The organism is Sphingomonas sp. (assembly GCF_003248515.1).
In the GTDB taxonomy this organism is placed as follows: Bacteria; Pseudomonadota; Alphaproteobacteria; order Sphingomonadales; family Sphingomonadaceae; genus Sphingomonas_I.
In genome coordinates this window covers 52447-66354 of sequence record NZ_QFOB01000005.1, presented here as the reverse complement: position 1 = coordinate 66354, position 13908 = coordinate 52447, and the positions used below count along the sequence as shown (strand labels likewise).

General features: G+C 63.3%; 13 protein-coding genes, 1 tRNA gene and 1 pseudogene. 9 read left to right on the top strand and 6 right to left on the bottom strand.

The window, feature by feature from the left end; all coding sequences use genetic code 11:
• Positions 1-430: 430 nt before the first annotated feature.
• Positions 431-643: a hypothetical protein gene (locus DI605_RS09985; protein WP_293972777.1), complete on the bottom strand. Its 213-nt coding sequence runs from the start codon at positions 641-643 to the stop codon at positions 431-433.
• A 236-nt stretch (positions 644-879) separates the two neighbouring features.
• Between DI605_RS09985 and DI605_RS09980 the strand changes: the two are divergent.
• Positions 880-2958: pseudogene (locus DI605_RS09980) on the top strand (TonB-dependent receptor); the annotation flags it as partial.
• A 6-nt stretch (positions 2959-2964) separates the two neighbouring features.
• Here the strand turns inward: DI605_RS09980 and DI605_RS09975 are convergent.
• Positions 2965-4014: a LysR family transcriptional regulator gene (locus DI605_RS09975; protein ID WP_367120040.1), complete on the bottom strand. Its 1050-nt coding sequence runs from the start codon at positions 4012-4014 to the stop codon at positions 2965-2967.
• A gap of 43 nt (positions 4015-4057) precedes the next feature.
• Complete coding sequence (locus DI605_RS09970; protein WP_293972771.1) at positions 4058-4801, bottom strand: CocE/NonD family hydrolase C-terminal non-catalytic domain-containing protein; 744 nt, start codon at positions 4799-4801, stop codon at positions 4058-4060.
• Here DI605_RS09970 and DI605_RS09965 point away from each other — a divergent pair.
• The 6 genes from DI605_RS09965 (at position 4726) to DI605_RS09940 (ending at position 9343) form a co-directional block, all read left to right on the top strand.
• A complete protein-coding gene (locus DI605_RS09965; protein ID WP_293972769.1) occupies positions 4726-5079 on the top strand; it encodes an SDR family oxidoreductase in 354 nt (117 codons plus the stop codon). The two genes, DI605_RS09970 and DI605_RS09965, sit on opposite strands and share 76 nt — an antisense overlap.
• A 52-nt stretch (positions 5080-5131) precedes the next feature.
• The gene (locus tag DI605_RS09960; protein WP_293972766.1) at positions 5132-5641 is read left to right on the top strand and encodes a nuclear transport factor 2 family protein; all 510 of its coding nucleotides are present in this window, start codon (positions 5132-5134) and stop codon (positions 5639-5641) included.
• Positions 5642-5709: 68 nt separating this feature from the next.
• Positions 5710-6450 carry an SDR family NAD(P)-dependent oxidoreductase gene (locus DI605_RS09955; RefSeq protein ID WP_293972763.1) on the top strand — a complete coding sequence of 247 codons (741 nt, stop codon included), beginning with the start codon at positions 5710-5712 and terminating at the stop codon, positions 6448-6450.
• Positions 6451-6475: 25 nt separating this feature from the next.
• Entirely contained in the window at positions 6476-7099 is a 624-nt protein-coding gene (locus tag DI605_RS09950; protein WP_293972760.1) for an NAD(P)H-dependent oxidoreductase, read from the top strand.
• A gap of 95 nt (positions 7100-7194) precedes the next feature.
• On the top strand, positions 7195-8352 hold the full coding sequence (locus tag DI605_RS09945) for an iron-containing alcohol dehydrogenase (RefSeq protein ID WP_293972757.1): 1158 nt from the start codon (positions 7195-7197) through the stop codon (positions 8350-8352).
• Between the two features lie 220 nt (positions 8353-8572).
• A complete protein-coding gene (locus DI605_RS09940) occupies positions 8573-9343 on the top strand; it encodes an IclR family transcriptional regulator C-terminal domain-containing protein (RefSeq protein ID WP_293972754.1) in 771 nt (256 codons plus the stop codon).
• A 376-nt stretch (positions 9344-9719) separates the two neighbouring features.
• Here the strand turns inward: DI605_RS09940 and DI605_RS09935 are convergent, their stop codons facing one another.
• A complete protein-coding gene (locus DI605_RS09935) occupies positions 9720-10172 on the bottom strand; it encodes a tRNA (cytidine(34)-2'-O)-methyltransferase (protein ID WP_293972751.1) in 453 nt (150 codons plus the stop codon).
• Positions 10173-10331: 159 nt separating this feature from the next.
• Between DI605_RS09935 and DI605_RS09930 the strand changes: the two genes are divergently transcribed.
• The gene (locus tag DI605_RS09930; protein WP_293972749.1) at positions 10332-11552 is read left to right on the top strand and encodes an NAD(P)/FAD-dependent oxidoreductase; all 1221 of its coding nucleotides are present in this window, start codon (positions 10332-10334) and stop codon (positions 11550-11552) included.
• A gap of 48 nt (positions 11553-11600) precedes the next feature.
• Here the strand turns inward: DI605_RS09930 and DI605_RS09925 are convergent.
• Both DI605_RS09925 and DI605_RS09920 read right to left on the bottom strand, forming a co-directional pair.
• A tRNA-Ile gene (locus DI605_RS09925) sits at positions 11601-11676 on the bottom strand.
• 69 nt (positions 11677-11745) lie between these two features.
• Positions 11746-13221, bottom strand: a complete 1476-nt coding sequence (locus DI605_RS09920) for a hypothetical protein (RefSeq protein ID WP_293972747.1) — start codon at positions 13219-13221, stop codon at positions 11746-11748.
• Positions 13222-13362: 141 nt separating this feature from the next.
• Here DI605_RS09920 and DI605_RS09915 point away from each other — a divergent pair, with 141 nt between their 5' ends.
• On the top strand, positions 13363-13842 hold the full coding sequence (locus tag DI605_RS09915) for an Lrp/AsnC family transcriptional regulator (RefSeq protein ID WP_293972744.1): 480 nt from the start codon (positions 13363-13365) through the stop codon (positions 13840-13842).
• Positions 13843-13908: the final 66 nt, after the last annotated feature.

Here is a 13908-nt window from a genome sequence, read left to right as displayed (position 1 = left end):
TCAAATATTTACTTATGGCCGAGGGGAATGACAGCGGAAACCCGTGGGCGCCCGAATGCGCGCCCAAGCGACGCGGGATCAGCGTGAAAGCACCTTCAAACTCTTGCCAGATGGCACGCAAAATGGGGTCGACGACGCTGCGTGGACATGGCGTCCACGAATGTAGCCGATGACAGCAACGGCTTGCGTCTCGCGACGTCCTCTGACTGTGGGCGCGCCGCTCCTCGGCAAAATAGGAGATCGTACCACATCAAAAACCTCGGCCGCCAAGCGTAACGCGCATCCACGAACGGAAGATGGCCCGACCGATCGGGATGCAGCTTCCGATCATCGCGCCATACCGTAAAGCCGCGATTCCGATGAAACTGTCGCCCCACCTGTGCTGTCGACTTGCCCGCCGACCGACCCGGTGGCCGGCATATGCTTTCGCCTAGACAGCGCCTTCCTTGAGCCTGGCGAAGAAGCGCAGCCGTCGGCGAACCGACCAGCCAGGGGACAAAATCGAGCATGCGCGCAGCATGGCGCAATCGCACATTGGCCCTTCGGCCCCGATCACCACGAACTGCGCCGGACCGTCCATTGAGAGTTTCCATGAGTTGCCCGCTGGAGCGACGCGGTCGGCGCATTCGAAATCGGCGACCATGCCCCCATCCAGTCAAGCCACCCCAGCGGACCGAAATGATATTGACGATATTATCTTATATTGACAATATGAACGTTGCGTAGATCGATTATTATCGATTTTCGCGATTTTTGTGGTGACTCCGTCCGCGATCGCCTGCCTTTCGCAGCTGGAGCTACGGTGAAGCGCGGACTGCGGCCCTTGGCACTGGGCGCGGTTCGGCCGTGCAGAACAATCAATAAAATAAACGAGGGGAGATGAGCATGAACAGGGCACTCATATTATCGACGTCCATGACGTGCGCACTCGGTTGCGCATTCGCGGCGCGCGCTCAAAACGCGTCCGGGCACGTCCCAGCCACGCAACCCGCCGCTGCGCAGAGGCAATCGACGACCGATACCCAATCAGGGATCGCTGACATTATCGTGACCGCGCAAAAGCGCGACGAATCTATCCAGAAGGTCCCGATCAGCATCAGCGCCGTCACTGGCGCCACACTTCAGGAACAGCGCGTGACCAGCGTGGCGGATCTCGCCACCGTAACCGCGGGGCTGAATTATCAGGCCGCGTCGACCGGGGTCACGCCCTATATACGCGGTTTCGGCGTGAACTCCGGCGCCGTCGGCAATGAGCCACCGGCAACAACCTATATCGACGGCGTCTACCTGCCATCGCCGAGCGGCTCCGTATTCTCGCTCAACAACATCGAACGGATCGAGATGCTCAAGGGGCCGCAGGGCACTCTCTTCGGTCGCAATGCAGCGGCTGGCGCGGTCAGCATTGTGACGCGCACGCCCAGCCACACTCCGTCACTCGACCTGACTGCCGGTTACGCCAATTATCGGACTGTGTCCGGCAGCTTCTACGGAACGACCGGCCTTTCGGACAATCTCGCGATCGATCTTTCCGTAGCAGGATCTCGTCAGTCGCAAGGCTGGGGGCACAATCTCTTCAACGGTTCGGATTCGTATCTGAACAACAATATCAGCGGACGCTCCAAACTGTACTGGACGCCGACTGATCGCACCACCGTTACATTGGCCGCCGACTATGACAGATCGCGCGCGGATGCCGGCTTGACGCTGTCCACCTTGCCCGGGACACAAAAGCCGCCCTATACCAACGCGCCCGTCGGTGGTTACTATGATACGCAGGACGTGGTGAACCAGTACCGCATCGCCAAGCAGGGCGGCGCATCGTTGCGCATCGAGCAGGATTTACCCTGGGCCAGCATCACGAGCATTTCGAGTGCTCGTCGGCTTAAAAGTGACGGCGTCCAGAACGCAACCGCTCTGCCGATACCGTATAGCACTTTCAGATTCGGCCTCGATGAGAAAACATATACGCAAGAGATAAACGTTCAATCCTTGCAGTCCTCGGCAACAAAGTGGATCATCGGCGGATATTACTTCCACGATAATGCCGCCTACACCCCCTTCGCGATCGAGGGAACCTCGACCGGACAGGGCGCTACTGGTCAGATCAGATATTATAACGCGCAGCGGACGATATCCTATGCCGCCTATGCGCAGGCTACGGTGCCATTCTTCAACGATCGCGCGCATTTTACAGGCGGCGTGCGGTATACGACCGATATTCACCGGCTAACGCATTCCTACGATCAGACGCTGACCGCTGCGGGCGTCCTGACGCCCCCTCGTAACGTATCAAACCCGACGCCGCGCGATAGCCAGGGCGCGTTCACCTACAAAGCGACTGTCGATTTCGCGGTGACGCAGAAGATCATCACCTACATCAGCTACAATCGCGGCTTCAAAAGCGGCTACTATAATATCACCACGACGAGCGGCGCCGTACTGCCACCGATCAAGGCGGAATTCATTGATGCGTATGAAATAGGGTTGAAGTCACGGCTGTTCGGCAATCGCGTGGTGCTGAATCTGAGCGGCTTCTATTATGACGTCAGCGATCTACAGGTGCGCTTCGTATCCCCCGTGCTTGGATTCCCGATCACCGGCAACGCCGCAAGCGCGCGCAACAAGGGATTTGACGCGTCACTGGAAGTTCAGCCAACGACCGGATTGACGCTGTCAGCCAATCTGACCTACGCCGACTATCGTTACCGATCCTATCCAAATGCGACGTTCACGCCTTATGTGAACGGCGTGCAGGGCGCGACCTTCGTAGCCGACGCCTCGGGCAAGCGCGTTGTGTTTGCCGACCCCTGGTCCGGCAATGTCGCGGCGCGTTACAAAGCGGAAACCAGGATCGGCGATCTCGTGGCGAACGTGAACTTGAGCTTCCGATCGACCGCCTATTTCGACGTTCAGAATTCCCCCGAGCAACGGCGCGCGCCCTATCAGCTGCTCAGCGCGGGTCTTTCATGGACATCGCCGGACAAGATCTGGGGAATAGACATCTGGGGGCGCAACCTTAACGGCGCGAAATACCCGATCTTCGTGAGCTACGCGAATTTCTCCGGCGACTACAGCCCGGGAGCGCCGCGAACCTTTGGCGCAACGCTGCGGTATCACCTGTGACCTTGGTCGTCCGCAGCCCTTTGCGCAAACGTCGAACCTGCTGTCCGGCGATCGGGGCGCAGACGACGTTGCCACAATCTGCGGGCGACACTCCGCGACGTCGGGCACCGGAGCCGGGCCCAAGTCGACCAGATGACCAAGATCGAGATCTCCCATGACCACGGTGGCAGGGAGTTCGGCGAAGCCGAACCCGGCGCGAACTGCATCACGCATCATAACACGCGAAGGGAGGTGCAAACGGATCTGCGGCTGCACGCGGCAACTGCGGCCTTTATAGTCCAGCGTCCAAGGCCCGACCGACGTCATTCCGGTCGGGGCGATTGCAGGCAGAACGGGCTCGTCAGACTCGGCCAACTGCCGTTCGAGAAAGTCGATCATAGACGGGGAAGTGACCACACGCGCGTGGTCGCGTGCGCACACGCGACCGACCAATTCCATCGATGGCGGCGGGTTCACCCTGATCAAAACATCGAACAATTCTACCGCGGTGTCGGCAGGCGGATCGAGCACGAATGCCTCGATTTCGACCTCGGGATAGAGCTTGATGAACTCAGCCGTTACCCGGCCAAGCCAGATTTGCGAGAATACACTCGGTGCCGCGATCCGCAGCTTTCCGCTGGGGTGGCCGGCCCCCGCGCCAAGTTCCTCGCGGATGCTTTCGACGGTGTCGACGAGCTGCTGGGCATAGACCAGCAGTTTCTGGCCTTCCTCCGTCAGATGCAGGCTCCGGCTCGACCTGTCGAAAAGCCGGACCCCAAGATTCGTCTCAAGTTCGATCACGCGCTTCGACAGCGTCGCCTTCGGCCGTCCGGTCGACCGGGACGCCCTGCCGAAGCCTCCGTGCAATGCCACCAGCCGAAAATCCGTCAGCATGCTGATGTCGAGGTCCATCAGCATCTTGTAAACCAGTCGGCAAGTGTAACAAAGGCTCCGATCAAGTGCCCGACAGTCCGGTCGAGATCCGACGAATCGGCAAGGTCAGATAGCTGGGCTGATCGGCGCTCGATCGGATACGATGAACCCCGCGGTTGTCGGGGGAGTGGCCAAGTTCGGGCGCCCCGGTGCTGAAATCATGCAAGTCCCGGCCCCCGATCAGGAGCCGCAGCGTCTCACCCTTCCGTATCACGCTGCCGACCGGCCAGATTTCGACATCCAGCTCGACATAATCGCCAGCGATCAGCGGCAGCTTGTTGGTATGGGTGTAAAGCGGGCGCATTTCGCTGCTGCCGGCGGCCTGTTCGCGATGACTGGCCCGCAACCAGCCGAGCGCCATCGGCCCTTCGCTGAACGTCGAGTAAAAACGAAAGCCGATCGGCTGGCCGGCATTGTCAAGCTTGGTCAGACCAACAAACAGATCCATCTCGTCATGGGCTTCCGGCGACGCCCAAAGATGCAGACCGCATCCGCCTACGATCTCGAAATCGTGATTGGCCTTGTAATCGAATGCCAGCACCGTTCCGTCCTCGGAATCATAGTCGCGGATCCCTTCCGTTGACGGCGGTTGCTCGCCGAGCGCCATCTCGTTGCAGTCCAGATAGAGTCGCTCGGCGATGGCGCTTGGATCGGGCCAGGCCTCGGCCGTGCGATGCGTCGAAGCGCGGCGTGATCCTGACCACAGCGTCGGTGTCGGGCCATCGCGGAAACCCTCACTTGGGCGCGACAGCGCATGCTGCGGCAAAGGGTGGAGTGATCGCAATGAGCAGGCAGTTCGCTGCCGAAGGCGCTTCACTCGGCATACGTTCGAATACGATCTCTCCGGGGGCCGTGATCACTCCGGGGCTGATCGCCGCGCTTACACCGGAATATCGTCAGCAAATGGAGGATCTCCATCCGATAGGCCGTGCCGGCCGGCCGGAGGATATCGCATATTGCGCGCTTTACCTGGTTTCCGACGAGGCCAGCTGGGTGACCGGCGCCGACTTTGTGCTCGACGGCGGTCTGAGCTCCATAACCTGAGGATAACGGTCACCCCATTGTGAAAGACAACGTCGAATTGGAGGAGGATATCGTGGCACGGGAAGACGCCTTTCAGCTTGGAGATCTGTCGACGCCGGAATCGTTCATGGCTACGATTCAGGCCGAGCGCGAATGTCTCGAGACCTATCTTGAATATTTCGAAGTCATCGATCGAGGAAGACCCAACTCTGGAGCGGCGGCCTGCTTCACTGAAGATACCGAGGTGACCTATGCGATGAAGGGCAAACCGATGGTATTCAATGGGCGCGCCGAATATTTGAAATTTCTCGACGATTCCACCGCAGCATATGAGATGGTTACCCACATCCTCGGGCAACAATTCTTCGCATGGAAAAATGGCACGCCATCTCTTCGCACCAACGTCATATCATGGCAGTGGTTTCTCAAGAATAAGGATCAGGGCGACATGCGTCCGGCCGACTTTGTGACGATGGGTCATGCGAACGACGAGTTCACGAAGGTCGACGGCAAGTGGCTGATCTCCAAGCGCCACGTACAGCCGGCTGCCGGCATCACCGCCATTGGCACGCCAGCTTTCTGACGCACCAGGATCCATCGACCGCGCTTGTGAGCCATCCGGCTGCAAGCGCGGTATCCGAAGGAACGCCAATGACCGGCAAGCATGTTTTCATTACCGGAGCGGCACAAGGACTGGGCGCCGCCTATGCGAAGACATTTACCGCACTGGGCGCGCATGTCGTGGTAGCCGACATCAATGAAGGCGGCGCAAGGCACGTCGCGGCGGGCCTCGCCGCAACGGGCGCTCAGACACTCGCCATTGCGATGGATGCGACCGACGAGATCTCTGTTGATCGGGCGATGGGCACCGCGACGAGCGCTTTCGGCAACGTTGAAGTGCTTATAAACAATGCTGGCGGGCAATTTGGATTTGCGGCGGCGGAGGATTTCAGCTTGTCCGACTGGAATCGCACCCTTGCCTTGTGCCTGACCAGTGCCTGGCTCTGCGCGCGCGCCGTCATCCCGGGGATGAAGGCAGCAAAAGCCGGTCGGATCATCAACGTCGTTTCCGCGACCGTCGATCGCGGTCTTCCGCACAATATGACGCCCTATATTGCCGCCAAAGGTGGTGTCGCGACGTTGACCCGCGCGCTCGCTCGCGAACTCGGTTCCTACGGTATCACCGTTAACGCCGTGGCACCGGGGCTGTTCGTAATGGACAAGGGGCCGGAGATTCAGGCGCTTTCCGACGCAGTCGTAAGCGATCAGAGTATTACCCGTCCTGGCGTGCCTGAGGATATCGTCGGCACGGTCACGTTTCTGGCCTCCGATGCCGCGTCCTTCATCAGCGGCCAGGTTCTGAATGTGGATGGCGGGTGGGCATTCAAATGAGCCCGACACAACAAAGAGGCATCCCATGACGAGATTGCTGGTGGTGGTCGCCAGTCCGCAGTTCGACTATTCGATTTCGCGCCAGTTGACGAAGCGGTTCGTCGCTGAATGGCGGCGGGCGCATCCGGATGGCGACGTCGTGACACGGGACCTGATCACCGCTGGTGCGCCACTTGTCGACATACACTGGATTATCGGGGCGTTTACCGCGCCCGACACGCATTCGGCCGAAAGCGCCGCAGCGATGCGATTATCGGACGAGCTTATCGCCGAATTGCAAGCCGCCGACCATATCCTGATCGGCACGCCGATGCACAACCTGACGATACCCGCGCCGCTCAAGGCGTGGATCGATCAGATCGTTCGTGTGGGCTCCACCGTGACGCCCACCAACGAGGGCCTGGTCCGCGGCAAGAAGGCAGCCATCATCATTGCCTCAGGCGGGGATTTCTCTCCGGGCGCGCCTGGCGAACAGTATAATCACGCCTCGCCCTATCTCAGAGCGATCCTCGGGCTGATCGGCATTTCGGACATTCAGTTCATCCTGGCGGGACCGACCAGGCCGATCGCGATGGGCGACATCCCGGCCGAGGATCTGCTCACCCGGTTTGAGCCTGCGGTCGCCGATATCGTCCGCTCGTGGCAATGATTTGTCATCGCCGGTGGCGGCCCCACGCCCACTGGAACGCGATCCGCCAGCCACATCCTTGCCCACCCAAGTCGACATCGAAAAGGCACGTCTGAATGTCTGCAATCTATCTTCCGCGGGCGATGCGCATCGGCGCCGGCACGCTCAACGAACTGCCCGACGCCCTGGCCCAACTCGGATTACGCACCCCAGCCATTCTCACCGACGATTTCATGGCGAAGAGCGGTGCACTGGATCGGCTGCTCGACGTCTTGCGCGGCGCGGGCATCATGCCACGCGCGTTCACCGGCATCGTTCCCGACCCGACCGTGACGTGCGTCGATGCCGCCGTAGAGTTCGTGAAAGACGGCGACCATGATTGCCTGATCGGATTCGGCGGCGGCAGTTCGATCGATACCGCCAAGGCGGTCGCAGTGCTCGCGACGTGCGGTGGCTCGATGCGCGCGCTCAAGGCTCCGCATCAAGAAGACGAACCGCGCCTGCCGATCATTGCGATACCCACGACGGCGGGCACCGGATCGGAGGCTACGCGAGTGACCGTTATCACCGATGAGGCGAATGACGAGAAGATGCTCTGCGCCGGACTCGCCTACCTTCCTACCCTTGCGATCGTTGACTATGAGTTGACTCTGAGCAAGCCGCTGCGGCTGACGGCCGACACCGGTATCGATGCACTGACGCATGCGATCGAGGCCTATGTCTCCAGGCGAGCCAATCCTTTTTCGGACGGCATGGCCATATCCGCCATGCGCCTGATCTGGCCCAACCTGCGCCGGGTCTGCGAGAATCCGGGCGATCGCGCGGCGCGCGAAGCCATGATGACCGGCTCGCTTCAGGCAGGCATTGCCTTTTCCAATGCCTCGGTCGCCCTCGTCCACGGCATGAGCCGTCCGATCGGGGCGCATTTCCACGTCGCGCACGGTCTGTCCAATGCGATGCTCCTGCCGGTCGTTACGGCCTGGTCTGCGCCCGGCGCTCTCCAGCGTTATGCGGATTGCGCTCGGAGCATGGGCGTCTCAGTTCATGGCGAAGGTGACCAGGCCGCTGTCGCGCGGCTGATCGAGGCTCTGCGCGACGTCAATTCCGACCTTGGGGTGCCCTCTCCCAGATCGTACGGGATCGACGAGAAGCATTGGACAGAATTGCTGCCGTTGATGGCCGAGCAGGCATTGGCCTCGGGTTCGCCGGCCAACAATCCCCTCGTTCCGGATGCGGATACGATTCAAGCGCTCTATCGTGAAGCCTGGGCATGATGCGGTCCGGGGTGCGGGAAGGCGCGCCGTGCGGGAACTCGCCCTCTTGGGCTCGCTCGTTCGCGGCTTCGCTTATGGCGCGCCCGAACCCCCGATAGCCGTTCTGCCTGGCGCCGTGCTGAACCTTGCCATGCTTCCGGTTTGACAACCGGCCACGCAATGTCGAGGACGGCCACTCACCGCAGCCACGAGCGAAGTGAAGCCGTCGAGAGAGAGGCGTGTGAAGACCCCGGACAAGGTGCTTTCGATCCTGCGGCTGTTCAGTGTCGAACGGCCGGAATGGACCGTGGAGGCCGCTGCGACGGAGCTTAATCTCGCTCAGGCAACAGCCTACGAATATTTTCGCAGTCTTTTGAATGCCGAGTTGCTCGCAGCTCGTGGCCAGGGCCGTTACGCGATCGGCCCGGCGGTCTTCGAGCTTGACCATCTCGTTCGCCAGAGCGACCCACTGCTGATTTACGGGGAGCCCGCCATGGAGCGGCTCGTCGAGCATGCCCCGGTCAATGTGATGACCCTCCTTTGTCGATTCTATCGCATGAAGGTGATGTGCGTTGCCCAGCGCGGGATAGGATTCCCAGGTATCTCCGTCAGCTACGAACGGGGGCGTCTGATGCCATTGTTGCGCGGCGCCGCCTCGAAAGTGATCCTGGCCAATGTCGAGAGGCGTAAGGCTCGCCGCTTCTATGACGACAATTGCGAGGAAGTCGCCGCCAACGGTCTGGGGAAGAGCTGGGAGGCGTTTCGCAGCGAGCTCCGTCAGATCCGCGAACAGCCGGCGTTCGTCACCTTCGGCGAACTCGATCACGGACTGGTCGGTATCTCCGCCCCAATTTTCGGGCCAGACGCCGCAATTCAGGGCAGCGTCAGTTATGTCGTAGAAGCGCGACATTATCAGGATGGCTCGCTCGGATCCCGCCAGCTCAAGGACCAGATCGCCCGCGCCGGTTCGGCATTAAGCCAGCACCTTGGTTTCAGGAGCACCAAGGCCTAGGCAGCGTGGATGAAATAGCTGTTTGGCCTGTGATCTGCTTGCCGGCGCTGCTCGTCCAGTGTGCGGTGGAAAAGGATGTGAGCCTGTTCCGCATCGAAGGCGAGACGCTGGTGCGGGGCAACGCCCCCCCTGACCTTCGATGCCCGCCCGGGCGCCATCGCCACGGCGCGAAGCCGGTGATCCGGCGCGGCTCAGAACCTCGCGGGCCAGACCGCATCATGCGACCAAATGCCAGACGCGCCGCCGAACCGATAGCCGTGCCGGAAGCCTGCGCGCCACGGTATATCCGGCAGGAATCCGTGAAGGATCGATGCAGCAGCAAAAGACGGGCTGACCCCGATCATAAGGACCTGTCAGGAAGGCCCGTCCGCTGCGATCAGCCCGGCAGCGTCGCCGTCTGCCGCAGGGCCTCCCCCACTGCGAGCGCCGTCGACATGGCGAGGTTCATCGATCGCACTTCGGGCCGCATCGGAATGCGCAGCCGCGCCTGGCAGGCGTCCGCCGCGGCCGGCGGCACGCCGGCGCTTTCCTTGCCGAAGAGAAGGACATCGTCGGCGCTGAAGGCGAAATCATAGGCAGAGCGCAGGCCCTTCGTCGTGAACAGCACCAGTCTCTGCGCGCCGATCGTGGCCTGGAACGCGGCGAAGCCGGCGTGACGCGCAATCTCGACATGATCGATATAGTCCATCGCGGTGCGGCGCACCCGCTTGTCATCCCATTCGAATCCCATCGGCTCGATGAGATCCACCGCGACCCCGAGGCAGGCGCCCAGCCGCAGGACGGCGCCGACATTGCCGGCAATTTCGGGTTCGAAGAGGGCGATCCGCATCGGCACTGATTGGCGCCGACGCGCGAGCCCGGCAAGGCCACGCGAAATTCGGACCAAGGCGCCCTGCTATCGCTCATCCCGCGATCGGCTGCCGCATGGGCGCTCCCCACGCTTCGCATCCGTGCTGTTGCCAGACGGATGATCCGCTAAGGCCAGCCGATGCGGCGGATCGACATTGCCATTGCGGGGTGCGGCACGGCCGGGCTGGCGGCCGCGCTGCTTCTTCATCGAGACGGGCACCGGATCACGCTGTTCGAACGGTTCGAAACCCCTCGCCCCATCGGCTCGGGCCTGATGATCCAGCCGACCGGCTTCGCCGTGCTCCGGGAAATGGGCGTCGCCCGTCCGCTGCTGGATCATGGCGCGATCATCGAGAAGCTGCGGGGAGAAGGCGGCACGAATGGCCGTGTCGTTCTCGACGTCCGCTATGCCGCGCTCGGCGGACGGAGCATGTTCGGCGTGGGCGTGCATCGCGCCACATTGTTCGCCCTGCTGCACGATGCCGTCTTGGCGGAGGGCATCTTGATCGAGAGCGGATGCACGGTGACCGGCAGCGCGCCGGAGTCCGGCGGCCGGCGCCGCCTCCTGCTTGAAAACGGGCGATCGACGGGGCCATTCGATCTGATCGTCGACGCGCTCGGCACCCGAACGCCGCTGGCGCCGCCCTGCGGCCGCGCTCTTGCCTATGGCGCGCTGTGGGCCACGCTCAACTGGCCGGAGGCGCCGGGTTTCGACGCTGCGGCGCTGGAGCAGCGCTATCGCCGGGCCAGCATCATGGCGGGCGTGATGCCGATCGGCATGCCGCCCGGCGGAGGCGAGACAAAGCAGGCCGCCTTCTTCTGGTCCCTCCGCGCCGACCGGCTCGACGCCTGGCGCAGCGCCGGCCTCGATGCGTGGAAGGCGGATGTCGCCCACCTTTGGCCCACCATTCGGCCATTGCTCGACCAGATCGCCTCTGCCGATCAGTTGACCTTCGCCCGGTACGCACACCGGACGCTGCCCATGCCGGCGGAACCCGGCATGATCCATCTCGGCGATGCCTGGCATTCCGCCAGCCCCCAGCTCGGGCAAGGCGCCAACATGGCGCTTCTGGATGCCTATGCGCTGACGCGCGCCTTGCGGGACTCCGCCGAGATCGGGGCGGCACTGCATCGCGCCGTGGCGATGCGCCGCCGCCATGTGCGGTTGTATCAGGCCCTGACGGCGCTGCTCACGCCAGTCTATCAATCGGACAGCCGCCTGATCCCCTTCATCCGCGACCGGCTCGTCGGGCCTATATCGAAATTATGGCCGGTGCCGCGGATTCAGGCGGCGCTGGTCAGCGGCCTGGTCGGCGATCCGCTGGGGCCGCTGGGCCTTGATGGCCGAATGGAGACATGAAGGCGCCTCTGGATCCGGTGGGATTCGTGAGCGAGCGATGGATGGAAATGGTGGGCCCGGAGGGACTCGAACCCCCAACCTAGCCGTTATGAGCGGCCAGCTCTAACCATTGAGCTACAGGCCCGTTGGGATGCGCGATAGCGGAGCCGCGTCCCTGCTTGCAAGACCGGAAGCCGACGCCTCCGCACACAGGCTAGACCCGCCGCAGGCGGACCGGGCGGGGCTCGGCCGGCAAAGGCAGCGAGAGGATGATCCGATCGTGATGGATGGCGAGCCTGCCGCCCGCATCCTGCGCCAGCCGATCGACAAGCCGCAGCGCGAAGCCAAGGCCAAGCTCCGGCGCATCGGCATCGTCCAGCGCGGCGGGCGGATCGAGCAGGGCCTGGGGCGGCCATCCGGTGAGGCGCCCGGGCCGGGTGACGCTGAGCGCAAGCATCCGTCCATCGGCCTTGTCTCGCCCGAGACGGGCCACGATCCGCTCGTTGCGGCGCCCGAGCGCCACAATCGCGCCGATCAGCCGCGCGACCATCCGTTCCACCTGGTGCGGATCGGCATCCACCGGAGGCATGCCCCGCGCGAGACGGAAGCTGATCTTGAGGCCGCGCGCCTCGGCCAGCGGCTGCAGCGCGGCATCGATCCGCACGAGCAGGGCGGCCGCATCCAGCCCGCCATCGCCGGCCGCAGCCACGGCCAGTTCCAGCGTATCGATCGCGGCCGCCAGCGCGGCACCACGCGACAGGACAGCGCCCGCCGCCTCGCGCACGTCGCCCGGCGGCAGGATTTCGGGATTGGCCGCATCGATGATCGCTTCCAGCGGCTCGCGCAGGCGATCGATCGCCGCATCGAGCCGCGAGGCCACAGCGGACGGCGCCGGGGCGACGGCAGCCGGCACCACCGCCGTTTCGTCCGCGCGCGGCGCACGGGCGATGCCGCGATAGCCGATCGTCCGCCCGCTCTCGCTGCGAATCGGATCGGCCGAGATGCGCCATTCGCCTTCGTGCTGGCCGCTCTCGACGATCAGGCGCGCATCGGTGAACGCCGCGCTCATGCGCCACGCGCCGGCCGCCTGCCCGTCCACGCCCTGCGGCGGCTCGGCACAATGGGCGAAGAGGGGCGTGCCATCCAGCGCGTGCAGCGCGCCGGCCTCGTCTATCTCGAAGGCGAAACCCGCACCGGCCTGAGGCTCTTCGCGGCGGGCGTGGAAGGCATCGATCCGCGCGAGAAGATCGCTGATCTGGCTGGCGCCGACGGGCTCTTCATCGCCCTCCCCTTCCGGCGCGCCGAGTTCGAGAATATCCTCGTCCCAGACATCCGGCCAGAAATCGGGCTCGGCCGGCGGCTCCTCGGCGCGGGCCGGGATGATGGCGGGCGTCGGCACGGGGGCCACGGGCAACAGCGCGCCATAGGCTTCGGGATCCGACGCGAGATAGGCGAGCAGGGCTGGCGGCGAATGGGCAAGATCGATCGCGCCGATCGTCCGGCGCCGATCCGGCAAGGGCACGTCCAGTTCGGTTTCCTTGAGCCGATCAACAGCCTCGGCCACGAGGTGCCCGTCAATCTCCCACGCATGGCCCAGCAGATCGGCGAGCTGACGCCAGATGCGCGCGCGATCGGCAGGCGCATGCGCCTCCCATCCCAGCAACGTCGCGATCCTGTCGTCGAAGCGCACTTTTCCCCCCATCAGCGCGCGGCGGCGTGAAGCCGCATCATATCGCGGGCGGGCGCATACGAGAAGCAAAGTCTTGCTTGGAAAATTGCCGCGCTGCGCAATATGATTACCGCCAATCCGCTTTACCCGCAAGGAACGTCCGTGCCGCTCCACCCGACCCTCGATCCGATCGACCGCGCCATTCTCGCAACGCTGCAGGACGAAGGCAGAATCACGAATGTCGAACTGGCGGGTCGCGTCGGCCTGACGGCACCGCCCTGCCTGCGCCGCGTGCGCACGCTGGAGGAGACCGGCGTGATTCGCGGCTATCATGCCGAACTGGATGCCGCGGCGCTCGGCTTCGGCATCACCGTCTTCGCCATGGTGAGCCTGAAAAGCCAGGCCGAGGGCGATCTACTCGCCTTCGAGGAGCATGTGACGGCCCTGCCCGAAGTGCGCGAATGCCATATGCTGAATGGCGAGATCGACTTCGTTCTCAAGATCGTGGCGCACGATCTGCAGGCGTTCCAGCTCTTCCTCACCTCGAAGCTGACGCCGGCGCCGAATGTGGCGAGCGTGAAGACCTCGCTCACGATCCGCACCGCGAAGCAGGTGCCGGGCGTGCCCGTCGACCCGGCCTGACAGGCGAACCCCACAGCCCGGAGACAAGAAAACGCCGCCCCGGATGACCCGGAGCGGCGCTTCCCT

What these genes read in the sequence shown, in the direction of transcription:
- DI605_RS09930 (WP_293972749.1), top strand. Translation starts at nt 10,332, where the DNA reads ATGCGGCGGATCGACATTGCCATTGCGGGGTGCGGCACGGCCGGGCTG.
- DI605_RS09955 (WP_293972763.1), top strand. Translation starts at nt 5,710, where the DNA reads ATGACCGGCAAGCATGTTTTCATTACCGGAGCGGCACAAGGACTGGGC.
- DI605_RS09935 (WP_293972751.1), bottom strand. Translation starts at nt 10,172, where the DNA reads ATGCGGATCGCCCTCTTCGAACCCGAAATTGCCGGCAATGTCGGCGCC.
- DI605_RS09945 (WP_293972757.1), top strand. Translation starts at nt 7,195, where the DNA reads ATGTCTGCAATCTATCTTCCGCGGGCGATGCGCATCGGCGCCGGCACG.
- DI605_RS09985 (WP_293972777.1), bottom strand. Translation starts at nt 643, where the DNA reads ATGGTCGCCGATTTCGAATGCGCCGACCGCGTCGCTCCAGCGGGCAAC.
- DI605_RS09975 (WP_367120040.1), bottom strand. Translation starts at nt 4,014, where the DNA reads ATGGACCTCGACATCAGCATGCTGACGGATTTTCGGCTGGTGGCATTG.
- DI605_RS09950 (WP_293972760.1), top strand. Translation starts at nt 6,476, where the DNA reads ATGACGAGATTGCTGGTGGTGGTCGCCAGTCCGCAGTTCGACTATTCG.